Genomic DNA, 21,357 nt, shown 5'->3' with positions numbered 1-21,357 from the left:
CCAACGTCAGCGGCGCCGGGCCTTTCATGAGTGCAGGGAGGGTTACTGAACGGCTTCGATGCGCTTGATCAAGTCAGCGTAAGGCGCGCCGTACTTCTCGCGGATCGAGGCGGTGGCCTCATAGAAAGGTTTCTTGTCGACGGTGATGAACTCGACACCGGCCGCCTTGAGTTTTTCCTCACTGCTGGCCGATTTGGCATCCCACAGGATGCGTTCCTGCGCCTGTGCGGCTTTGGCGGTTTTCTTCACCAGCACTTGCTGCTCGGGGGTGAGTTTGTCCCAGGTGATTTTCGACATCACGATCGGCTCAGGCAGGATCAAATGCCCGGTCAGGCTGTAGAACTTGGCGTTCTGGTAGTGGTTGTGTTCGAGCAGCGTCGGCGGGTTGTTTTCCGCGCCGTCGATCACTCCGGTCTGCAAGGCGCTGAAGATTTCGCCGGTGTCCATCGCAATGCCGTTGCCGCCCATGGCGTTGATGGTCTCGATGAACATCGGGTTGCCTTGGACGCGGATTTTCATGCCCTTGAGGTCTTCGAGTTTGCGTACCGGCTTCTTGGTGTAGATGTTGCGCGTGCCGCCGTCCATCCAGGCCAGGGCGACCAGGTTGAATTCGGAGTTGGTGATCTTGTCGAGGATCTCGTCGCCGACCTCACCGTCGATGACTTTGCGCATGTGCGCCTGATCGCGAAACACGAACGGCATGTTGAACACGTTCACGTCCGGGACCACCGGCCCGACGATGCCGAGGCTGACCCGGGCCATTTGAATGGCGCCGACCTGCGCCTGTTCAATCACCTCCTTTTCCGAGCCGAGCACACCGCCGGCGAACATCTTGAAGGTCAGCTTGCCGTTGCTGTCGGCGACCAGGGTTTTGCCCAGTTGCTCTTCGGCCACGACGGTCGGGTAACCAGCGGGGTGGATATCGGCGAATTTGATTTCCAGTGCCTGGACGGCACTGCTGAGGGAGAAGGCCAGGGGGAGTGCAGCGGCGAGCAAGGTGCGTTTGAAGTCCATGGGGGGGTGTCTCCAGTTTTGTTATTTTTTTTGTATTCAAGGCGCAGCGGTGCAGCACAAGCGGTCAAGGTAAAGCGTTGAAAAGCGGTTCCGGTAAACCTTTGACGCCGGGATCGAGGGCGAACACCCCACCGGCCAGTGATTGGTGATCATGGTCGTCGCCGGGGCGGATCGAGGTCACGAACAGCGTGTCCAGTCGACTGCCACCGAAGGCGCACATGGTGGGTTTTTTTACGGGGACGGCGAGGGAACGGTCCAGTCGGCCATCCGGGGTGAAGCGGTGAACCAGTCCCGCGTCGTTGGCGCAAATCCAATAGCAGCCTTCGGCATCCACTGCGGCGCCGTCGGGGCGTCCGGGAAACTGATTCATGTCGACGAACAGCCGGCGGTTCGACGGCGTGCCGCTGTCGATGTCGTAATCAAAGGCCCAGATCTGCTGGACCAAGGGATGGGAATCGGACAGGTACATCGTGCGGCCATCCGGGCTGAAACCCAGGCCGTTGGGCACGATGAAACCAGAAAGTTGCGGCGCAAGCGGGCCGCGCTGGCCATTGCTATAGCGGTACAGCGTGCCCTCGGCGGCGTTGGCGCCCATGTTCAGCACCATGCTGCCGGCCCAGAATCGGCCCTGACGATCACAGCGTCCGTCGTTCAGACGCATGTCCGTGCGGGCGTGGTCGACGTGCGCCAGCAGTTCACTGTCGAGGCTGCCATCGTTGTGCGGATGCAAATGAAAGAAGCCGCTTTCCATGCCAGCGACCCAGCCGCCGTCGCTGTGACGAGTGATGCAGGCGAGCATTTCCGGCGCGGTCCACGCATGCACATGGCCGCTGTCGGCACTCCAGCGCTGCAGCCCGCCGGCTGGAATATCAACCCAGTACAGGGCATTTTCCTCGGGGACCCAGACCGGGCTTTCACCGACTGCGTTACGGGCATCGACAATCAATTCGGCTTGCATGGCAACTCATTCCCTTGGGCTTTTGTTATAGGGGGCGATGACTCAGTCGCCGAACGGGCCTGATGCCACAAACGCGCCGCCCTGATAAACCCTGGCCGGGTCATCGGCGGCTGGCATCGGCTGGGCCTCGACTTTTTCGCGGAACACTTCGGAGCTGTCCTGAGGCTTGTAGCCCAGGCCAGCGGCGTAACGGTTGTCCCACCAGACGTCATTGTTGTCGGACGCGCCATAGACCACGGTGTGGCCGACGTTCGGTGCGTACAGCGCGCATTCGAGCAAGTGGGTCAGGTCGCCGAAGCTCAGCCAGGTGCTCATCATCCGGCGGTTTTGCGGTTCCGGGAACGAAGAGCCAATGCGGATGCTGACGGTCTCGATGCCGTAGCGATCGAAGTAGAAACTGGCCATGTCTTCGCCGTAGGACTTGGACAAGCCGTAGTAACTGTCGGGGCGGCGAGGGGAGTGGGCGTCGATTATTTCACCCTGCTTGTAGAAGCCGATCACGTGGTTGGAGCTGGCGAAAATCACCCGCTTCACGCCGTGGCGGCGTGCGGCTTCGTAGATGTGGAACACGCCGCAAATGTTGGCGCCGAGGATCTCTTCGAACGAGCGCTCCGTCGATACGCCGCCAAAGTGCAGGATCGCGTCCACGCCTTCGACCAGTTGATGCACGGCTTGCTTGTCCGAGAGGTCGCAGATGACCACTTCTTCACGGTCATCGAGGGCCGGTGCCATGTCGACGATGTCCGACAGGCGAATGACGTTGGCACAGGGGCGCAGCGTTTCGCGCAAGACTTTACCGAGGCCACCGGCGGCGCCGGTCAGCAGCAGGCGATTGAAAGGGGGAGTAGGCGTGGCGGTCATGGAAATCCCTGCGCGCAATTATTGTTGTAGGTTGTCGTATGACTTTGCCAAAGTATCGTTAGGCTTTCCAAGTCTTGTCAACGCGACTTTGGTTGAAAATGACGGAGGGTCATCGGTTAAGCGCCGATCCTCGAATCAGACCAACCTTGTGGGAGCGAGCTTGCTCGCGAAGAGCGAATGTCAGACGACCTGTAGATTGTCTGGCACACCGTTTTCGCGATCAGGCTTGCTCCCGCATTCATTGGGTAAACCGTTACAACAACGAAATCGGATAGCTGATGAAAACGCGGTTTTCATCGAACTCGTTGGTGCTGAAGTTTTTGCGGATGGATGCGTTGCGCCATTTGACGTTGAGGTTTTTCAGCGCGCCGCTTTGCACGGTGTAGGCCAGTTCTGTTTCGCGGCCCCATTCCTTGCCATCGGTGATGGCCCCGGTGTGCACGTTATCGCCGCTGATGTAGCGGTTCATCAAGGTCAGGCCGGGAATGCCGAGTGCCACGAAGTTGTAGTCATGGCGCACCTGCCAGGATTTTTCCCGGGCGTTGTCATAGCTGGAGTTGTAGCTGTCGTTGGCCAGCGTGCCGCCACTGGTGCCGTTGACGCGCATCCAGACCGTGTCGCCCGTCAGCTTTTGCAGGCCGACATAGAAGGTGTTGCCGCCGTATTTGGCCGAGAGCAGGGCGAAGGCGGTTTTGTTGTCGAGGTCGCCGGCCAGGGCGCTGCCATCTTCCTTGCCGATGAAGTAGCCGAGGTTGGCGCCCAGGGTCCAGTCACCCATTGGTTGACTGTGGCTCAGGTTGAAATACTGCTGCTGATAAATGTCGCTGAGTTCGGCGTACCAGACGCCGACCTGAGTGTGCTTGTCGTTGAACGCGTATTCACCGCCGCCGAAGTTGAAGCGGTCCGAGGTGATGGCCGCCGATTTGCCGTTCATGAACATGTCTTCCATGCTCGCATCGTTGCGCGGACTGTTCTGGCGGAACTGGCCGCCGTAGAGCGTCAGGCCGCTGATTTCGCTGGACGTCACCTGACCGCCACGGAAGGTTTGTGGCAGCGAACGACCGTCGTCGGAGCGCAGGATCGGCAACACCGGCATCCATTCACCGACCTTCAATTCGGTTTTCGAGATTTTGCTTTTCAGCGCCACGCCCAGGCGGCCGAAGTTGTCGGCAGGGCGCCCGTCGCTTCCGATCGGCAGCAGTTGGGTACCACCGGTGCCTTTACCGCCGTCGAGTTTTTGCGAGTACAGGCCCAGTACGTCCAAGCCGAAACCGACAGTGCCCTGGGTGTACCCGGACCTGGCGTCGAGGATGAAGTTTTGCGTCCACTCTTCAGCCTTGCCCTGCGGATAGGCCGGGTTGGTGTAGTTGCGGTTGAAGTAGGCGTTGCGCAGGTTGAGCGTGGCCTTGGCGTCATCGGCAAAACCTTCGGCGTGGCTGGTCATGGGCAGCGCGAGGGCGGCCAGGCTGCTGCAACCGATCAGGCTCAGCGTATGACGGCGGATGAAGGTGGCGCGAGGGGTGCAGAAGGAGGAATTGCGGACGAGCTTGCTCACTGTGACGCTCCCTTGTTTCTTGTTGTTTTTATTGTTTGTCATACGTCGTCGTACAACATTGGGGCGATTATTTGCGAGGGATTCAGGGATTGTCAATCAGAAGTTATACGATGACTTGCCGAAACAACGCCAAAATCCTGTGGGAGCGAGCCTGCTCGCGATAGCGATGTGTCAGTCAAAGTTGATGTCGACTGAACCACCGCTATCGCGAGCAGGCTCGCTCCCACAGGAAGACTTGTGTTTAGCCGGCGATCATCGGGGGCATGGTGCCCAGGAGGGATACGGCGGCCACCGCGCCAATACCCAGCAACCATTCAGTGATCACGCTCAATCTCAGCGTTGCCAGGCGTTGTTCGCAATCCTTGACTCGCAGCCGATTGAACAACGCCAGCCCCAGCATGACGGCCACCAGCATCACCTTGATCAGCAGGATCAGAGCGAACCCTGACAGCAACGGCGTCGGCCAAAACTGCCCGGTAAGGACCCGCACGTTGATCAGCCCGGTGATCAGCAATCCTGCCACCAACCCGTAACCGACACCGCTGAAGCGGCGCAAAATCGGATTGATCGCAAGGCCCGTCGGTTGCCGCAGGATCATCACCAACAGCATCAACCCGCCGAGCCAGATGCCGACACAGGTCAGGTGAACGAGTTGGTTGAGGATCAGCAACTGACCCTGGAGGCCATCGAGCATGGCGCCGTGGCCGACCGGGGCCAGGGTTGCCAATAGCAGACTGGCGAGGCCCAGGCGCAGGGGCGCGCAAGAGCGCCAAGGCGTCAGTAGCAGCGCCACCAGCAAGGCATTGAGCAGCAGATGCCAGCGCCACACCTGACCGAAAAACGTGCTGCCCAGCACCAGCCGCAAGGTCGACGGATCGAATGCCGCGTCCCACGCCCCGGCCATGCTGGCGGTGATCAACAGCAACCAGCCGACGCCACTGAGCAGGGCCACTGCCGCGAGCAGGCGGGTCACTCGCAACAGTGGTTGACCGAATGCGTTGCTACGCCCTAAAAGCAGCGGTTTGAACACCCAGGCCCCGAACAGCATCAGCACCACGGTGAAATGCAAAAAGCGGCACAGCACCATCGCGCTCGTCATGAATTACTGGCCGACCTTAAAGCTGTACGCGCCTTCGCTTTTGTGGGTGTCGACCGACACCGCGTGCCATTCGACTTTGTAGGCGCCTGGCGCCAAAGGGGCCGCCGGGGTGACGATCAGGGTTTTCTTGTCACTGCCTTCGTTGGCCAGGCTTTTGACCGGCACATCGGCACCGTCCTTGCTGATCGTGACCTTGGTGAACGTCGCTTCGACGCCTTCGGAAAACACCAGGCGCAGCTCCGAGGGCGCGCTCACGGTGCTGTTCGCCGCCGGGGTCTGGTCTTTCAGATGGGCATGGGCCCATACCGACGAAGCGGCCAGCAGCGAGCCGAGGAGGGCGGCAGTGGTCAGGGCTTTCTTGAACAGCATCGTGAATACCTCTGAGGCAGGGTCGAAGTGGCGGCCAGTTTACCCGCGAGCCGCCGGGTATACGAAGTTTCGTTTTCGCTTGTCGCCGCGGGGTAGAGCGGATGCTAGTCTTGGGCAACGCTGTTGTCAGGGAGCCCTCATGGGCAATCACAAGATCGAAATTCGTCGCAGTAATGTCGAGAAGATTCTGTTGGGAGCCGAAAAGGTTTTCGCCGAAAAGGGTTTCGCTGGCACCGCCATGGCCGACATTGCCGCCGAAGTGCAACTGCCTCGCTCTAATCTCCATTACTACTTCAGCACCAAGAGTGAGTTGTACAGCGCCGTGTTGCTGGGCTTGCTGGACGTGTGGAAGCAGGACGCGCTGTGCTTCGAGATGTTCGACGATCCGCGCGTGGTGCTCAGCAGCTACATCCGCGCCAAGATGAACCATTCCCGCAGCCGGCCTTATGGTTCCAAAGTCTGGGCCAACGAGATCATCCATGGCGCGCCGACCCTGGGCGAGAAGCTGGACGTGAGCCTGTATGACTGGGCCAAGATGAAGGAAGCGAAGATCCGTCAGTGGGTCGACGACAAACGCATCCTGGCGGTGGAGCCTTCAAGCCTGCTGTACATGATCTGGGCCTCGACCCAGCATTACGCCGACTTTGATCATCAGGTGAATATTCTCAACGATCATCAGCCGCTGTCGGACATGCAGTTCGAACGGGCGGTGCAGACGGTGACGAGTGTGATATTGCGCGGGATAGGGTTGGAGCCTTGAGACATTCGGTGTTGCGGCTGGCCTCATCGCGGGCAAGCCCGCTCCCACAGGGATCTCTGGTGTACACCTGACTTGTGTACGACACAAAACACTGTGGGAGCGGGCTTGCCCGCGATGGCGCCCGTTCAGGCGCTGCCGATTTCAAACGGTAACGTGATACGGATTCCTCGGATCATGATTCCAGTCCAGAAACGGCTTGCCGTTGTCCATCGGCACCATCTCGATGCAATCTTCCACCGGGCAGGTGATCTGGCACAGGTTGCAGCCCACGCACTCGTCATCGATCACTTCGTACTTATGCGTCCCATCCGCCTGTTTCAGGCTGGCAATCGCCTGGTGTGACGTGTCTTCACAGGCGATGTGACAGCGCCCACAACCAATGCACGCCTGCTGATCAATCTTGGCGATCACCTGATAATTGATGTCCAGGTACTTCCAGTCCGTGGTGTTGCCCACCGCCCGCCCGGAAAAATCCGCGATGCTGGCGTAGCCCTGACTGTCCATCCAGCGTGACAAGCCGTCCTTCATCTCTTCGACAATGCGAAAGCCATGCAGCATCGCCGCCGTGCACACCTGCACCGAGCCACTGCCCAGGGCGATGAACTCCGCCGCATCCCGCCAGCTGCCAATCCCGCCGATGCCGGAGATTGGCAGGCCTTGGGTCTGTGGGTCGCGGGCGATTTCGGCGACCATGTTCAAGGCGATCGGCTTCACCGCCGAGCCGCAATAACCGCCGTGGGTACTTTGGCTGCCCACGGCTGGATTGGCGACCATGCGCTCCAGGTTGACGCTGGTGATCGAGTTGATGGTGTTGATCAGCGACACCGCATCGGCACCGCCTCGATGGGCTGCTCGAGCTGCGACGCGGATGTCGGTGATGTTCGGCGTGAGCTTGACGATCACCGGCAGCGAGCAATAGGTCTTGCACCAGCGGGTGACCTGCTCGACGTATTCGGGCACCTGGCCGACCGCCGCCCCCATGCCGCGTTCCGGCATGCCGTGCGGGCAACCGAAGTTCAGTTCGATGCCGTCGGCACCGGTGGCTTCCACCAGCGGCAGGATGAATTTCCACGATTCTTCGACGCAGGGCACCATCAGCGAAACGATCAGCGCACGGTCCGGCCAGTCCTTTTTGACCTGGGTGATTTCCCGCAGATTGATCTCCAACGAACGGTCGGTGATCAGCTCGATGTTGTTGAAGCCCACCACTTCACGGTTGGCGCCGAAGTGCGCGGAGTAGCGGGACGACACGTTGACCGCCGCCGGGTCTTCACCCAGGGTTTTCCAGACCACACCACCCCAGCCCGCCTCGAAAGCGCGCACCACGTTGTAGGCCTTGTCGGTCGGCGGCGCGGACGCCAGCCAGAAAGGATTGGGGGCTTTGATGCCGGCGAAGACAATCGAGAGATCGGCCATTTACGCAGCCTCCACGTTGAGCATCAGTTGCGCGTTGATGGCCTCGGCGGCCCGTTTGCCGTGCTGCACGGCTTGCACGGTGAGGTCCTGATCGAGGCTGGTGCAGTCACCACCGGCATACACACGGGGAATGCTGGTACGAAGATTTTCATCCACCTGAATCCGTTCGCCCTGACGTTTGAGTTCGCGGGCCAGCGGGTCGGCGAGGGCGCTGGGGTCGAAGGCCTGGCCGATGGCTTTGAAGATCGCATCAGCGGCCAGTTCGAAGGTTTCTCCAGTGGTTTGCAGGCGACCTTCGATGGCATGTGTACGGGCGAAGCGCATGCCGCGCACGTTGCCGTGGGCATCGAGCAACACTTCTTCAGGCTGGGCCCAGGTCAGCAAACGCACCTGGTTGGCCTTGGCGATGTCCTGTTCGTGGCCAGTGGCGCCCATGTCTGCAAGGCCCCGGCGGTACACCAGATTGACGTCGCGGGCGCCGAGGCGAGCCATTTGCACGGCCATGTCGATGGCCGTGTTGCCGGCGCCGAGCACGATGCAGCGGTCGGCCAGCGGCAGTTGCGTCAGGTCATCGCACTGGCGCAGTTCGCGAATGTAATCGGTGGCGGGGAGCAGACCGGGTGCATGCTCATGGGGCATCCCCAATTGTTTGCTGGCGGCCAGACCGAGGCCGAGGAACACCGCGTCGTATTGCTGATGCAGTTCGCTCAAGGTCAGGTTCTCGCCGAGTTTTTGGCCGTGACGGATTTCGATCCCGCCGATCTGCATCAGGAACTCAAGCTCCTTCTGCGCGTAATCGTCCACCAGTTTGTATTTGGCGATCCCGTACTCGTTGAGTCCGCCAGCTTTTTCCCGCGCTTCGAAAATCACCACGTCATGGCCGTGCATCGCACTGCGATGGGCACAGGACAAACCCGCCGGACCCGCGCCGACCACTGCGATGCGTTTGCCGGTCGCAGCGGCGCGCTGGAACGGGTGTTCGGCGAAGTGTGCGTTGTCGACGGCGTACCGCTGCAACAGGCCGATCAACACTGGCGCGCATTCTTGCTCGTTGTTACGCACGCAGGCTTGCTGGCAAAGAATTTCGGTCGGGCAGACCCGGGCGCAACTGCCGCCGAGGATGTTCGCCGAGAGGATCTTGTGCGCGGCGCCTTGAACGTTTTCCTGATGAATGTTGCGAATGAACGACGGAATATCGATCTCGCTCGGGCAGGCATTCACGCACGGTGCGTCGTAGCAATACAGGCAACGCGAGGCTTCAAGGTGCGCCTGACGAGCGTTCAAGGGGGGCGCCAGATCGGTGAAATGACCGGCGAGGGCGGCCGCATCCTCATGGGGATGCGGGAGGTGGTTCAGGGTCTTGATCACGGTGTTGGCCTCACGGTTATTGAGGTACTGCCTCTGGTGGGCTGATCGTTCCCATGCTCTGCGTGGGAATGCCTCAAGGGACGCTCCGCGTTCCCCTCTGGGACGCAGAGCGTCCCGGGCTGCATTCCTTTGCTGCGCGTGGGAACGATCGGGGGTTCAGCGTTTCACGGCAACGGGCCTGCTCCACTCAGCCCGCTTGCTGAGCAAATCAAACACCGCCGGATACGCCGGCCGTTCGACATACCGTCCGGCCCCGCGCTCGGCGCGCAGATCACCGTCGGCCCAGACCACTCGGCCCTGGCTCACGGTATGACTCGGCACGCCGTGCACGGTCTTGCCTTCAAAGATGTTGAAGTCGACCTGCTGGTGATGGGTCTTGGCCGAGATGGTGCGCGTACCTTGCGGGTCCCACAGCACCAGGTCCGCATCGGAGCCGACGCGAATCGCGCCTTTGCGCGGGTAGAGGTTGAAGATCTTCGCGGTGTTGGTGGAGGTCAGCGCAACGAAATGCTGCATCGACAAGCGCCCGGTGTTCACCCCTTCATCCCACAGCACGGCCATGCGGTCTTCGATACCGGCGGTGCCATTGGGGATTTTGCTGAAGTCATCGCGACCGGCGGCTTTTTGCTCGGCGCAGAAACAGCAATGGTCGGTGGCGGTGGTGTGCAGGTTGCCTGATTGCAACCCATGCCACAGTGCTTCCTGGTGGCCGCGAGGACGGAAGGGCGGGCTCATCACGTAACCGGCAGCGGTCTGCCAGTCCGGGTGCTGATAGACGCTGTCGTCCAGCAGCAGATGCCCGGCCAGGACTTCGCCATAGACTTGCTGGCCCTTGCTGCGGGCGTAGGTGATTTCGTCGAGGGCTTCCTTGGTCGAGACATGCACCAGGTACAGCGGCGTGCCCAGGGTTTCGGCAATGCGGATCGCCCGGCTCGCGGCTTCGCCTTCCACCTGCGACGGTCGTGACAATGGATGCGCTTCTGGTCCGGTGATGCCTTGGGCCATCAACTTGCGTTGCAGGTGATACACCAGTTCGCCGTTTTCCGCGTGCACGGTAGGTACGGCGCCCAGTTCCAGGCAGCGCTCGAAGCTCGCCACCAGGGTGTCATCGGCTGCCATGATCGCGTTCTTGTAGGCCATGAAATGCTTGAAGCTGTTAACGCCGTGCTGGCTTACCAGCTCGGCCATTTCCTCGCGAACCTGTTCGCTCCACCAGGTGATCGCGACGTGGAAACCATAATCCGACGCCGACTTCTCGGCCCAGCCGCGCCACTGGTGAAACGCTTCCAGCAGCGATTGCTGCGGATTGGGAATCACGAAATCGATGATCGAGGTGGTGCCGCCGGCCAGTCCAGCCGCCGTGCCGCTGAAGAAGTCTTCGCTGGCCACCGTGCCCATGAAGGGCAACTGCATGTGCGTGTGCGGATCGATGCCGCCGGGCATCAAGTACTGGCCGCTGCCGTCGAGCACTTCGGCACCCGCCGGAACATCAAGATTCTCGCCGATGGCTTTGATCACGCCGTCGGCGCAATAGACGTCGGCGCGATAACTTTCATCATGGGTAATAACGGTGGCGCCACGGATCAACAGAGACATTCCGAGTTCCTCGCAGGCAATGACCGACTGATGCCGGTTCTAAATGTTTTATATGAAGCGTGCACAAACAGGTGTATTCCTGTCAGTGCTGTCAGGAATAGAAGCTAGTCCGAGTTTATGGAATCAGCAAGAATATTTTTTATAAGCTTATAGCTGTTTTAAGTAATTGATAATTAACGATTAAATAATGAAATCACCAAAATGGTGAGGTCGTTCACCATTTTGACGCACTTGACAGGTTCTAAAAATAGACAAGATTTCTTATGTGAAATCAGCTGCTTGAGTATGGTCTATGGTTGATGCGCAACAGCTGAAAAAAAGTGAGATGCACCACATTGAGTCCTGACTGTTCGGACAACTTGCGTGTCATTCGGCCTGAGTGAACACGCCACCAACCGAGGACTCACTGGGTATATAAATAAAACTGATCAACATCAGTTAGTTGCAACGTTTTTATGGAACTGCCCGATGCGCAAAAGGGGTGCCCGGCACGCTTATTGATGCCCACAGCCCCCGATGAGCAAAAAATAATTCAAAGAACAGTGGAGCGGCCATGCAACAGATCAGATCGCAAGTGACCGAGCGCGACGGCTTGTTCGAGCTCGAAGCCGGCAGCGATGTCCTCGACAGTCCCCGTTACAACCACGACATGGCACCGACCAAGGTGCGCGAACGAACCTGGAACAAATGGCACATCACCGCGCTGTGGGTCGGCATGGCGATCTGCGTTCCGACCTACACCCTAGGTGGCGTGCTCACCGCGTATTTCGGCCTGAGCGTTGGCGAGGCGCTGTTGGCGATTCTGTTTGCCAACATCATCGTGTTGATCCCCCTGACCTTGAACGCCTTTCCCGGCACCAAATACGGTATTCCGTTTCCGGTGTTGCTGCGTTCGTCCTTCGGCGTCCTTGGCTCCAACGTTCCGTGTCTGATTCGCGCCTTGGTGGCGTGTGGCTGGTTCGGCATCCAGACAATGTTCGGCGGCCTGGCGATCCACCTGTTCCTCGGCTCGGTGTTCGAGGGCTGGAAATCCCTGGGCGGCACCGGTGAAGTCATTGGTTTCATGATCTTCTGGGCGCTGAACTTGTGGGTGGTGATACGCGGTGCCGATTCGATCAAGTGGCTTGAAACCCTGTCTGCACCCATATTGGTGCTGGTCGGTGTGGGGCTGCTGGTCTGGGCCATGCCGAACGTGTCGATGACCGAGCTGATGGCCATCCCGGCCAAGCGTCCGGAAGGTGCCAGCGTGGTCAGTTACTTCGCCGCCGGGTTGACCGCCATGGTCGGGTTCTGGGCCACCTTGTCCCTGAACATTCCGGACTTCAGCCGGTACGCGAAAAGCCAAAAGGACCAGATTGTCGGCCAGATCATCGGTCTGCCGCTGACCATGTTCCTGTTCGCCTCGCTGGGCGTGGTGATGACCGCCGCCTCGGTGAAACTGGTGGGGGTGACGGTTTCCGACCCGGTGACGCTGATCGGCCATATCCAGAGCCCGGTCTGGGTCGCGCTGGCGATGGCGTTGATCATCATTGCCACGCTGTCGACCAACACCGCGGCAAACATTGTCTCGCCGACCAACGATTTCCAGAACGTCGCGCCCAAACTCATCAACCGCACGAAAGCGGTGTTGCTGACCGGTTTGGTCGGGCTGTTGCTGATGGGTCATGAGTTGCTGAAAAAGCTTGGGCTGATTGTTTCTGACGTGAGCCTGGAAACGGTGTATTCGAACTGGCTGCTGGGTTATTCAAGCCTGTTGGGGCCCATCGCCGGAATCATGGTGGTCGACTATTTCCTGATCAAGAAACAGCAGTTGGACCTGGCCGGGCTGTATCGCGATGACGTGTACCCGGCCTGGAACTGGTTCGGTTTTATCGCGTTTGGCGTGCCGGTGGCGTTGACGCTGCTGTCGCTGGGCAGCGATGCATTCAGCTGGTTTTACAGCTATGGCTGGTTTACCGGCTCGGCGCTGGGCGGGCTGATTTATTACGGCCTGTGCTCGATGCGGCCCAGTCCATCAGTCGCGAAATCTGCGGTGTAGTGGATGGCCTCTTCGCGGGCAAGCCCGCTCCCACAGGGATTGAGGTCGTACACAAATGCTGTGTACACCCGATTCACTGTGGGAGCGGGCTTGCCCGCGAAGACGGCCTCGAATTCACCGATGAAATACCTGAAGAAATCCATAAGAACTGCCTGAGGAGATCACCATGAACGCAGCGGTAGACGTTCTGCAATCCACCCATCAGCACATCAATCGCGACCGTTTATGGCAGTCGCTCATGGAACTCGCCAAGCTCGGTGCGACGGTCAAGGGCGGCGTCTGTCGACTCGCCCTGACTGACCTCGACCGCCAGGCCCGGGATATTTTCGTGCGCTGGTGCGAAGAGGCGGGCTGCACCGTCAGCATCGATGCCGTCGGCAACATCTTCGCTCGCCGCCCGGGCCGTAACCCGAACCTGCCACCGGTGATGACCGGCAGCCACATCGACACTCAGCCCACCGGCGGCAAGTTCGACGGGTGTTTCGGCGTCCTGGCCGGCGTTGAAGTGCTGCGCACCCTCAACGACCTTGGCGTGGAAACCGAAGCGCCGCTGGAAGTGGTGGTCTGGACCAACGAAGAAGGCTCGCGTTTCGCTCCATGCATGATGGGCTCCGGCGTATTCGCGGAAAAATTTACCCTGGAAGAAACCCTGGCCAAGGTCGATGCCGATGGCGTCACGGTCGGTGAGGCGCTGAACGCCATCGGCTACGCAGGCCCACGCCCGGTCAGTGGCCATGCCGTCGGCGCTTATTTCGAAGCCCACATCGAGCAGGGGCCGATCCTTGAAGACGAACGCAAGACCATCGGCGTGGTGATGGGCGCCCTGGGCCAGAAATGGTTCGACCTGAAACTGCGTGGCGTCGAAGCGCATGCCGGCCCGACCCCGATGCACCTGCGCAAAGACGCCCTGGTTGGCGCCTCGGTGATCGTCGGCGCCGTCAACCGTGCCGCCCTCGGCCATCAACCCCATGCCTGCGGCACCGTCGGTTGCCTGCAAGCCTATCCCGGCTCACGTAACGTCATTCCCGGCGAAGTGCGCATGACCCTGGATTTCCGTCATCTGGAACCGGCACGCCTGGATTCGATGATCGCCGAAGTCCGCGAAGTCATCGAAACCACCTGCGAGGAACACGGCCTGACCTACGAACTGACCCCAACCGCCGATTTTCCGCCGCTGTACTTCGACAAGGGCTGCGTCGAAGCCGTACGCAATGCGGCGCAAGGCTTGGGGTTGTCGAACATGGACATCGTCAGCGGAGCAGGGCACGACGCGATCTTCCTCGCCGAGCTCGGCCCGGCCGGAATGATCTTCGTGCCGTGCGAAGGCGGCATCAGCCACAACGAAATCGAAAATGCTGCGCCGGATGATCTGGCGGCGGGGTGTGCGGTGTTGTTGCGGGCGATGCTGGCGGCATCGGCGGCGATTGCCAGCGGACACATAGTGGCCTGAGCGCCGCAACGATCGTAGCTTTCTGCAAGGCCTGCGCCGCGAAAGCTACGGTCTCTCCAGGGTTAAGCTTGCTCTGACTTAACGGCGCGCCTGCAATGCCTTGAAGATCAACATGCCCGCCAGCATGGCGATCACGAACACCCATGCCCGCCAGCATGGCGATCACGAACACCCATGCTTGCCAGTGCCCGGTCGGCAACAACACCAGCGCAGGCCCGGGGCAGATGCCGGCAATGCCCCAACCAACCCCGAACAACAGACTGCCTCCGATCAACCGTCGATCCAGTTCACGACTGACCGGCAATTGCATCGGCGCCCCCAGCAACGACGTGGGGTGTTTCATCGCCCAATGGAACGGCATCCAGGCCACTGCAATGGCCGCGACCATCACCAGCGCCAGTGACGGATCCCACGCACCGGCGATATCGAGAAATCCCAAAACCTTGGCCGGATTGGCCATGCCTGCCAGCAACAGGCCGATGCCGAACAACAGCCCGGCGACAAAAGCCGTCAGTTTTTTCATGCTCCAAACCCCAACAAATGACGCAGCACAAACACCGTCACAAACCCTGCGAACATGAAACACAACGTCGCGACGATAGAGCGCGGTGACAGCCGGGAAATGCCACACACACCATGGCCGCTGGTGCATCCCGAGCCATAGCGGGTGCCGATCCCGACGCACAATCCAGCAACGACCAGCCCCACGGCACCGGTCTTGAATTCAATGGCCGGCCACGCCTGAAACAACGCCCACACCAGTGGCGCGGCGAGCAGCCCGAGGATGAACAAGGCTTTTTCACCACGACCCGAATCCGTCGGGGACATCAGGCTGCCGAGCAAACCGCTGATCCCGGCCACCCGTCCATTGGCCACCACCAGCAGGCTGGCCGCCAAGCCGATCAACGCGCCGCCCGCCAACGCGGACCACGGGGTGAAATGCATCGTATCCAGCATCACGGCAACTCTCCTGACAGGTCATAAAGCGTATTAAAACACTTTGTTGTTTGAGCAGGGGCTGACTTGGCGGGTGTGTCACGCGCTATGGCGCAAGGCGGGAATTGTTCGCTGCACTATCCCATCACCGTGCGGTCGTAATCTTCACAGACTGGCGCGAATGCGCCGCCGCAAGCGTGGAGATCCAATGAGCCAGGACGTCCTGACCACCGAAACCAATCGCCGACAGTTGCAGCAAATCATCGCCGGGTTGTCCGACGGGGTGATTCTGCTGGAACTCGACCAGACCATCCTTTGGGCCAATGACGCCGCGCTGGCCATGCACGGCGTCAGTCGGATCGGCGAGTTGGGAGAGAATGCCAAGGCGTATGCGAAGCGTTTCGCCTTGCGCTATCGCAACAATCACCCGGTGCCGCCGGAAAACTACCCGATCAGCCGCGTCGCCAAGGGCGAGACCTTCAGTGATGTGCTGGTAGAAGTGACGCCGGTCGACGACGAAGAGCGCACCTGGGTGCACAACGTGCGCAGCATGGTGTTGGCCGACAGCGCCGGGGAACCGGAGTCGCTGGTGCTGATCATGGATGACGTCACCGAATGGGCCAGCGCCGAGCAGCGGTTCGAAAAGACCTTCAACGCCAATCCCGCGCCGGCAGTGATCTGTCGTCTCAGTGACTTGCGTTACATCAAGGTCAATTCCGGTTTTCTGGAGATGACCGGCTATACCCGTGATCAGGTGATCGGCGTATCGACGTATGAACTGGACATCCTGGAAGGTGCCGAAAAGAAAGACCTGGCAATTCAACGACTGCGCGAGCACGCCACGATTCCGCAGATGCAAGCCGAGCTGAAAGTCGCGGGAGGTGGCAGCAAGCAGGTGATCGTCGCCGGGCAACCGCTGGAGCTGCACGAAGAAGACTGCATGCTGTTTTCCTTCGTCGACATGGACCCACGGCATAAGGTCGAAATTGCCTTGCGTCAGAGTGAGGAGCGCTTTGCCAAAGCGTTTCGCTTGATGCCGGTGCCGACCCTGGTCTGCAACGCACAGGACCAGGTGGTGATTGATGTCAACGAAGCCTTCCTGGATACCCTCGTGTACAGCAGTGAAGATGTCCTCGGCAAAACCGTCGCGGAGATCGATTTTATCGATGACAAGGCCGCTCGCTCCCGGCTGTTTGCGGTGCTGGAGAAGACCGGAAGCCTGGACCGGGTCGATGTCAGGATCCGCAGGAAAGACACGCAATTGCTCGACTGCGCGGTGTCGGCCGACATGGTCAACATTCAGGACAATCCCTGCTACCTATTGGTGTTGATGGACATCACCGAACGTAAACGCACTGAACTTGAGTTGGTGGCGGCGATTGAAGAGGTGATGAAAGACGCCTCCTGGTTCAGCCGGACACTCATTGAAAAGCTGGCCAATGTGAAGAGCGTCAACTCGCCGCAGTTGCCCAACGTGTCCTTCACCGACCTGACCGCCCGGGAGCGCGATGTACTCGAGCTGATCTGCGAAGGCCTGGCCGACAAGGAAATCGCCGCGCGCCTGAAACTGGCACCCAATACTGTGCGTAATCATGTGTCGACGGTGTATTCCAAACTCGACGTGCACAGCCGCAGCGAGGCAATTGTGTGGGCGCGGGAACGGGGATTGTTCGCCAGCGAATGGCGATCCAAGCCCCAGCGATAAGGTGCAAATGCACTAGGTCGGACGGTGCAAATGAATGTTTTGGCGAGCGCCGGGTATTCTTAATCTGTGAGGGTGCGACATGGGCTTTTTTTGACCTGTGCCGCATCTTCTATGAGACAGATAAAGGAACAGTCGCATGCTTCCCCAATACCACACCATTGCAGTCGACGGGATAGTCAGCCAACCCAAGGGTGAGTCGTAATGATTCATATAGCGCAACTGCGCGCGCAACTGGAGCAGCAGTTTTCTCCTCGGGCCTGTGAGTGCAGTGTTTCGGGCGATAACTCGGTGACGGTGAAGCTTTATCATCCCGTCTCGGGGCAGGTCGACCTCGTGGTCAGCGGACTGAAGGTCACGAACCTTGGAACACCCCAGGCGATTCAGGCGTTGGTTGAAGAATTGCGCTATGAACTTGAAAGTAACAGCTTGCATCGCTCGGACAGGGGGTAATGGAGACTGTCGTTTTTGTGCTTTGAATAGGGCCAACGTGGCTTATTTGCTGGCATTGACGGGTGACTGGGCTATAAGAAATGCGAGGGTATAATTTTCTGTGACCGGTCCGCGGGTTCGCGGTGTTGTCGTCGGGTCGCGGAAAGTGTCGATTACTGACCGCGAGTCCACCTATGAACAGTTTTGGGAAATGTGTTTTTTCGCCTCTGTCGCTCGCCTTCTGCGTGGCGATTCTCGGCGGTTGCGCCAGTCCGCCGCCTCCACCGCCAGCCGCTCCGCCGCCGATTCCACAACGCACCTGTGAAACCACGGATAAAACCGATGTACAAGGCGATGCACGGGTTGATGCACAAGTCACCCGCACGACCACGCTGACCCGTTGCGTCACCCAGTAAGACCCCGGCGAAAGCCTCTTTCAAGCCATGGGCGACGGATCGCCCGTGGCGTGCCTCAAACTTCTTCTATTGCGACCCACCTTGACTCGTTCGCAGCCAAGCGAATCGCTGTCGCCAGTCGTTCGACTTCCCAGGCTTGCTCAAAGTCAGTGCCCCCTTGGGAAAGGCCGGCAAGGGCCAACACCAGGTCATGCACTTCCAGGGTCTTCAATTCGTTGTAACCCAGTTGGTGACCCGCCGCCGGGCTGAATGCTGCGTAACCTGGCAGGTCAGGCCCTGCCAGCAAACGCTGGAAACCGTCCTGGCCGCTGCGATACAGGCGTAATTCGTTCAAGCGCTCCTGATCGAATGCCAGCGTGCCTGCGGTACCGCTGATCTCGAAACTCAGGTGATTCTTGTAGCCTTGCTTAAGCCAACTGCTGCTGAACGTCCCTTGTGCGCCATTGGCGAATCGCAGCAGCGCATGGACGTGGTCATCGACCGCAATGGACCGTTGTTCCTGACTGCCGGCCGTAGCAGGGCGCTGCCGGTGCACGGTTTGAGTGCTCGCACAAACTGCCTCGACGTCACCCACCAGATAACGCGCCATCGCCAGCAAATGGCTGCCCAGGTCCGCCAGCGCGCCGCCCGCATGACCGGCATCGCAACGCCACGACCAGGGTGAAGCGGGGTCAGCCATGAAATCCTCGCTGAACTCTCCCTCAAAACTGATGATCTGCCCCAGCTTGCCGCTGTCGATCAACGATCGCGCCAGCTCGATGATCGGGTTGTGCTGATAGTTGTAACCCACCCGCGTCACCACTCCTGCCGCTTTGGCCGCCTGGCGCATGGCGGCGGCTTGCTCCAGATTCACCGCCAAAGGCTTTTCGCAATACACCGCTTTGCCGGCGGCGAGGGCGGCCATGGCCATGGGGTAGTGGAGATGATTGGGCGTGGTGATGGCGACGAGATTGACCTTCGGGTCATCGATCAACTGTTGCCAGTCGGAGTGAGCCGTTTCAAAGCCCCAGGCCTGCGCACAGTTCCGGGCGCGCTGCGGATCGGCATCGGCGAGGGCTGCAAGCCTGAGCTTCAGGGGAAGTTCGAAGACGGCGCTGACGTTACGAAACGCCAAGGCGTGGGCACGGCCCATGAAACCTGTGCCGATGAGTCCGATACCGAGTTCGCGCATAGCTGGGGCCTTCTGGATCTTATTTTCGAGAAGGCTATTTATGGAATATAAATTCTCATAATGCAAATAATAGAACAAAAATACTTTTGTCATCCTCCTGTAGGAGCTGTCGAGTGAAACGAGGCTGCAATCTTTTGATCTTGATCTTCTGACGACTTCAGACCGCCGAAGAGCAAAAGATCGCAGCCTCGTTTCACTCGACAGCTCCTACATTGGGGGGTGTAGGTCCGCGGGAAATAGAAAAGGCAGCCAAGGCTGCCTTTTGTTCATCCGGTGAAACGGATCAGGACAAGAACCCGCCATCCACATTCAGCGAAACCCCGGTGGTGTAGCTGGACGCATCGCTTGCCAGGTACAACACGGCGCCGGCCATTTCGCTCGGATCCGCCACACGCTTGAGCGGGATCTGCTGCAGCGCGGTGTTCAAGATGGCTTCGTTCTTCACCAGCGCCGAAGCGAACTTGGTGTCAGTCAGACCAGGCAGCAGCGCGTTGCAGCGAATGCCGAATTGCGCGCATTCCTTGGCGAACACTTTGGTCATGTTGATCACTGCCGCTTTGGTCACCGAGTAGATGCCCTGGAAGATGCCCGGCGAGATGCCGTTGATCGACGCGACGTTGATGATGCTGCCGCCGCCATGTTCGCGCATCAGTTTGCCGGCTTCGACCGACATGAAGAAGTAACCGCGAATGTTCACGTCGACGGTTTTCTGGAAGGCACTGAGGTCGGTGTCCAGTACGTTGCAGAACTGCGGGTTGGTTGCCGCGTTGTTGACCAGGATGTCCAGGCGCCCGAACTGTTCGCGGATGCCGGCAAAGACCTGGCTGATCTGTTCCATTTCACCAATGTGGCAGGCCACTGCGGTGGCTTTGCCGCCGGCGGCGATGATGGCGTCGGCCACGTGTTGGCAGCCGTCGAGTTTGCGGCTCGAGACGATGACGTGGGCGCCTTGCTGGGCCAGGAGCTTGGCGATGGCTTCACCGATGCCACGGCTGGCGCCGGAGACGAAAGCGATCTTGCCGTCGAGGTCGAACAACTGAGTCTTGGACATGGGATTCTCTTATGAAAAGTCTTGTTATTGGGCCAGGCGCGTAATCAAAGGCTGGATTTCTGGATGACTTGCAGGCTCATTTGCTCCAGCAGTTTGTTCATGTGAATGAACTGCGCGAAGCGTTTGTCCTGGGTCTGACCATGGAAGAAGCGGTAGTAGATCTGTTGCACGATGCCGGCGAGGCGGAACAGGCCATAGGTGTAGTAGAAATCGAAGTTGTCGATCTGGATGCCTGAACGCTCGGCGTAGTAATCAACGAACTCGCGTCGGGTCAGCATGCCCGGGGCGTGGCTGGGCTGGCGTCGCATCAGTTGCACCGGTGCCGGGTCGTCGGCTTCGATCCAGTAGGCGAGGGTGTTGCCCAGGTCCATCAGCGGGTCGCCAAGGGTGGTCAGTTCCCAATCGAGCACGCCGATGATCTGCATCGGGTTGTTCGGGTCGAGGATCACGTTGTCGAAGCGATAGTCGTTATGGACGATGCTTGAGGTCGGGTGATCGGCCGGCATTTTGTCGTTCAGCCACGCCTTGACCGCTTCCCACTTTGGCGCGTCCGGGGTCAGCGCTTTTTCGTAGCGATCGCTCCAGCCCTTGATTTGCCGTGCCACGTAGCCTTCGGGCCTGCCGAGGTCGCCCAGGCCATAGGCGTTGTAATCGACGCGGTGCAGTTCAACGAACTTGTCGATGAAGCTCTTGCACAAGGCTTCGGTTTTCGCCGAATCCAGGCCCAGTTCCGGAGGCAGTTCGGAGCGCAGGATGATCCCCTTGACTCGCTCCATCACATAGAATTCGGCGCCGATCACCGATTCGTCGGTGCAATGCACATAGGCTTTCGGGCAATACGGAAAGCCGTCGCGCAGTTGATTGAGGATGCGGAATTCACGGCCCATATCATGGGCGGATTTGGCTTTGTGGCCAAACGGCGGGCGGCGCAGGACGAACTCCTGTTCCGGGTATTCCAGCAAGTAGGTCAGGTTCGACGCGCCGCCGGGGAACTGGCTGATCCGGGGTAAACCGCTCAGACCCGGAATGTGGGCCTTGAGGTACGGATCGATCAGGCTGGCATCAAGTTCTTCGCCGGAGCGGATACGGGTGGACTGGTCAGTAAGCGCCATGCTTATCCCTTCTGCTTATTCTGGAGGCCTGCGATTATTGGCTAATCTAATGC

Annotated in this window: 20 protein-coding genes; 6 read left to right on the top strand and 14 right to left on the bottom strand. The window is 59.6% G+C overall.

Annotation, left to right across the window (positions count from 1 at the left end):
• Nucleotides 1-42: 42 nt before the first annotated feature.
• The 6 genes from K5K95_RS28175 to copC all read right to left on the bottom strand — a co-directional run bounded on the left by K5K95_RS28175 (nucleotide 43) and on the right by copC (nucleotide 5,856).
• Nucleotides 43-1,014, bottom strand: coding sequence for a TRAP transporter substrate-binding protein (locus K5K95_RS28175; RefSeq protein WP_222587125.1), 972 nt, complete (start codon nucleotides 1,012-1,014; stop codon nucleotides 43-45).
• Between the two features lie 64 nt (nucleotides 1,015-1,078).
• Nucleotides 1,079-1,972: an SMP-30/gluconolactonase/LRE family protein gene (locus tag K5K95_RS28170; RefSeq protein WP_222587124.1), complete on the bottom strand. Its 894-nt coding sequence runs from the start codon at nucleotides 1,970-1,972 to the stop codon at nucleotides 1,079-1,081.
• Between the two features lie 42 nt (nucleotides 1,973-2,014).
• Nucleotides 2,015-2,833 carry an NAD-dependent epimerase/dehydratase family protein gene (locus tag K5K95_RS28165; RefSeq protein ID WP_222587123.1) on the bottom strand — a complete coding sequence of 273 codons (819 nt, stop codon included), beginning with the start codon at nucleotides 2,831-2,833 and terminating at the stop codon, nucleotides 2,015-2,017.
• A gap of 253 nt (nucleotides 2,834-3,086) precedes the next feature.
• Entirely contained in the window at nucleotides 3,087-4,388 is a 1,302-nt protein-coding gene (locus tag K5K95_RS28160; protein WP_222587122.1) for an OprD family porin, read from the bottom strand.
• Nucleotides 4,389-4,629: 241 nt separating this feature from the next.
• Complete coding sequence (copD, locus tag K5K95_RS28155) at nucleotides 4,630-5,487, bottom strand: copper homeostasis membrane protein CopD (RefSeq protein ID WP_222587121.1); 858 nt, start codon at nucleotides 5,485-5,487, stop codon at nucleotides 4,630-4,632.
• Between the two features lie 3 nt (nucleotides 5,488-5,490).
• Nucleotides 5,491-5,856 carry a copper homeostasis periplasmic binding protein CopC gene (copC, locus tag K5K95_RS28150; RefSeq protein WP_222587120.1) on the bottom strand — a complete coding sequence of 122 codons (366 nt, stop codon included), beginning with the start codon at nucleotides 5,854-5,856 and terminating at the stop codon, nucleotides 5,491-5,493.
• 139 nt (nucleotides 5,857-5,995) lie between these two features.
• Here copC and K5K95_RS28145 point away from each other — a divergent pair, with 139 nt between their 5' ends.
• Nucleotides 5,996-6,616 (top strand): TetR/AcrR family transcriptional regulator, encoded by a 621-nt coding sequence (locus tag K5K95_RS28145; RefSeq protein WP_222587119.1) that lies wholly within the window; start codon nucleotides 5,996-5,998, stop codon nucleotides 6,614-6,616.
• A 141-nt stretch (nucleotides 6,617-6,757) separates the two neighbouring features.
• Here K5K95_RS28145 and preA read toward each other — a convergent pair whose 3' ends face one another.
• The 3 genes from preA to hydA form a co-directional block, all read right to left on the bottom strand.
• A complete protein-coding gene (gene preA, locus K5K95_RS28140; protein ID WP_222587118.1) occupies nucleotides 6,758-8,032 on the bottom strand; it encodes an NAD-dependent dihydropyrimidine dehydrogenase subunit PreA in 1,275 nt (424 codons plus the stop codon).
• A complete protein-coding gene (locus K5K95_RS28135) occupies nucleotides 8,033-9,400 on the bottom strand; it encodes an NAD(P)-dependent oxidoreductase (RefSeq protein ID WP_222587117.1) in 1,368 nt (455 codons plus the stop codon).
• A gap of 156 nt (nucleotides 9,401-9,556) precedes the next feature.
• Complete coding sequence (gene hydA / locus K5K95_RS28130; protein ID WP_222587116.1) at nucleotides 9,557-10,996, bottom strand: dihydropyrimidinase; 1,440 nt, start codon at nucleotides 10,994-10,996, stop codon at nucleotides 9,557-9,559.
• 553 nt (nucleotides 10,997-11,549) lie between these two features.
• Between hydA and K5K95_RS28125 the strand changes: the two genes are divergently transcribed.
• Nucleotides 11,550-13,034, top strand: a complete 1,485-nt coding sequence (locus K5K95_RS28125) for an NCS1 family nucleobase:cation symporter-1 (RefSeq protein WP_222587115.1) — start codon at nucleotides 11,550-11,552, stop codon at nucleotides 13,032-13,034.
• 166 nt (nucleotides 13,035-13,200) lie between these two features.
• The gene (locus K5K95_RS28120) at nucleotides 13,201-14,484 is read left to right on the top strand and encodes a Zn-dependent hydrolase (RefSeq protein WP_222587114.1); all 1,284 of its coding nucleotides are present in this window, start codon (nucleotides 13,201-13,203) and stop codon (nucleotides 14,482-14,484) included.
• Here the strand turns inward: K5K95_RS28120 and K5K95_RS33295 are convergent.
• Together K5K95_RS33295 and K5K95_RS28110 are read right to left on the bottom strand one after the other, a co-directional pair.
• On the bottom strand, nucleotides 14,366-15,007 hold the full coding sequence (locus tag K5K95_RS33295; protein ID WP_261398090.1) for a DUF6691 family protein: 642 nt from the start codon (nucleotides 15,005-15,007) through the stop codon (nucleotides 14,366-14,368). The two genes, K5K95_RS28120 and K5K95_RS33295, sit on opposite strands and share 119 nt — an antisense overlap.
• Nucleotides 15,004-15,441: a YeeE/YedE family protein gene (locus K5K95_RS28110; RefSeq protein WP_409999742.1), complete on the bottom strand. Its 438-nt coding sequence runs from the start codon at nucleotides 15,439-15,441 to the stop codon at nucleotides 15,004-15,006. The genes K5K95_RS33295 and K5K95_RS28110 overlap by 4 nt, the downstream gene beginning before the upstream one ends.
• A gap of 187 nt (nucleotides 15,442-15,628) precedes the next feature.
• On the opposite strand from K5K95_RS28110, the gene K5K95_RS28105 reads away from it, so the two are divergent.
• From K5K95_RS28105 to K5K95_RS28095, 3 genes are all read left to right on the top strand, one after another.
• Entirely contained in the window at nucleotides 15,629-17,125 is a 1,497-nt protein-coding gene (locus K5K95_RS28105) for a helix-turn-helix transcriptional regulator (RefSeq protein ID WP_222587112.1), read from the top strand.
• A 201-nt stretch (nucleotides 17,126-17,326) separates the two neighbouring features.
• The gene (locus K5K95_RS28100; protein ID WP_222587111.1) at nucleotides 17,327-17,575 is read left to right on the top strand and encodes a DUF1652 domain-containing protein; all 249 of its coding nucleotides are present in this window, start codon (nucleotides 17,327-17,329) and stop codon (nucleotides 17,573-17,575) included.
• Nucleotides 17,576-17,748: 173 nt separating this feature from the next.
• The gene (locus tag K5K95_RS28095) at nucleotides 17,749-17,970 is read left to right on the top strand and encodes a hypothetical protein (RefSeq protein WP_222587110.1); all 222 of its coding nucleotides are present in this window, start codon (nucleotides 17,749-17,751) and stop codon (nucleotides 17,968-17,970) included.
• 55 nt (nucleotides 17,971-18,025) lie between these two features.
• On the opposite strand, the gene K5K95_RS28090 is transcribed toward K5K95_RS28095, so the two are convergent.
• The 3 genes from K5K95_RS28090 to K5K95_RS28080 form a co-directional block, all read right to left on the bottom strand.
• On the bottom strand, nucleotides 18,026-19,141 hold the full coding sequence (locus K5K95_RS28090) for a Gfo/Idh/MocA family protein (protein WP_222587109.1): 1,116 nt from the start codon (nucleotides 19,139-19,141) through the stop codon (nucleotides 18,026-18,028).
• A 283-nt stretch (nucleotides 19,142-19,424) separates the two neighbouring features.
• Nucleotides 19,425-20,192 (bottom strand): SDR family oxidoreductase, encoded by a 768-nt coding sequence (locus K5K95_RS28085; RefSeq protein ID WP_090184721.1) that lies wholly within the window; start codon nucleotides 20,190-20,192, stop codon nucleotides 19,425-19,427.
• Nucleotides 20,193-20,236: 44 nt separating this feature from the next.
• Nucleotides 20,237-21,304, bottom strand: a complete 1,068-nt coding sequence (locus K5K95_RS28080; RefSeq protein ID WP_222587108.1) for a phosphotransferase family protein — start codon at nucleotides 21,302-21,304, stop codon at nucleotides 20,237-20,239.
• Nucleotides 21,305-21,357 lie beyond the last annotated feature (53 nt).

It is taken from the genome of Pseudomonas sp. DR48, assembly GCF_019823085.1.
Taxonomy (GTDB): domain Bacteria; phylum Pseudomonadota; class Gammaproteobacteria; order Pseudomonadales; family Pseudomonadaceae; genus Aquipseudomonas.
Note: the sequence above shows the minus strand (reverse complement) of the source record. Positions and strands in the feature narration are given on the sequence as shown.

What these genes read in the sequence shown, in the direction of transcription:
- K5K95_RS28095 (WP_222587110.1), top strand. Translation starts at nt 17,749, where the DNA reads ATGAACAGTTTTGGGAAATGTGTTTTTTCGCCTCTGTCGCTCGCCTTC.
- K5K95_RS28100 (WP_222587111.1), top strand. Translation starts at nt 17,327, where the DNA reads ATGATTCATATAGCGCAACTGCGCGCGCAACTGGAGCAGCAGTTTTCT.
- K5K95_RS28120 (WP_222587114.1), top strand. Translation starts at nt 13,201, where the DNA reads ATGAACGCAGCGGTAGACGTTCTGCAATCCACCCATCAGCACATCAAT.
- K5K95_RS28170 (WP_222587124.1), bottom strand. Translation starts at nt 1,972, where the DNA reads ATGCAAGCCGAATTGATTGTCGATGCCCGTAACGCAGTCGGTGAAAGC.
- K5K95_RS28175 (WP_222587125.1), bottom strand. Translation starts at nt 1,014, where the DNA reads ATGGACTTCAAACGCACCTTGCTCGCCGCTGCACTCCCCCTGGCCTTC.
- hydA (WP_222587116.1), bottom strand. Translation starts at nt 10,996, where the DNA reads ATGTCTCTGTTGATCCGTGGCGCCACCGTTATTACCCATGATGAAAGT.
- K5K95_RS28090 (WP_222587109.1), bottom strand. Translation starts at nt 19,141, where the DNA reads ATGCGCGAACTCGGTATCGGACTCATCGGCACAGGTTTCATGGGCCGT.
- copD (WP_222587121.1), bottom strand. Translation starts at nt 5,487, where the DNA reads ATGACGAGCGCGATGGTGCTGTGCCGCTTTTTGCATTTCACCGTGGTG.
- K5K95_RS28165 (WP_222587123.1), bottom strand. Translation starts at nt 2,833, where the DNA reads ATGACCGCCACGCCTACTCCCCCTTTCAATCGCCTGCTGCTGACCGGC.
- K5K95_RS28110 (WP_409999742.1), bottom strand. Translation starts at nt 15,441, where the DNA reads ATGCTGGATACGATGCATTTCACCCCGTGGTCCGCGTTGGCGGGCGGC.
- K5K95_RS28080 (WP_222587108.1), bottom strand. Translation starts at nt 21,304, where the DNA reads ATGGCGCTTACTGACCAGTCCACCCGTATCCGCTCCGGCGAAGAACTT.
- preA (WP_222587118.1), bottom strand. Translation starts at nt 8,032, where the DNA reads ATGGCCGATCTCTCGATTGTCTTCGCCGGCATCAAAGCCCCCAATCCT.
- K5K95_RS28125 (WP_222587115.1), top strand. Translation starts at nt 11,550, where the DNA reads ATGCAACAGATCAGATCGCAAGTGACCGAGCGCGACGGCTTGTTCGAG.
- K5K95_RS28105 (WP_222587112.1), top strand. Translation starts at nt 15,629, where the DNA reads ATGAGCCAGGACGTCCTGACCACCGAAACCAATCGCCGACAGTTGCAG.
- copC (WP_222587120.1), bottom strand. Translation starts at nt 5,856, where the DNA reads ATGCTGTTCAAGAAAGCCCTGACCACTGCCGCCCTCCTCGGCTCGCTG.
- K5K95_RS33295 (WP_261398090.1), bottom strand. Translation starts at nt 15,007, where the DNA reads ATGAAAAAACTGACGGCTTTTGTCGCCGGGCTGTTGTTCGGCATCGGC.
- K5K95_RS28085 (WP_090184721.1), bottom strand. Translation starts at nt 20,192, where the DNA reads ATGTCCAAGACTCAGTTGTTCGACCTCGACGGCAAGATCGCTTTCGTC.
- K5K95_RS28145 (WP_222587119.1), top strand. Translation starts at nt 5,996, where the DNA reads ATGGGCAATCACAAGATCGAAATTCGTCGCAGTAATGTCGAGAAGATT.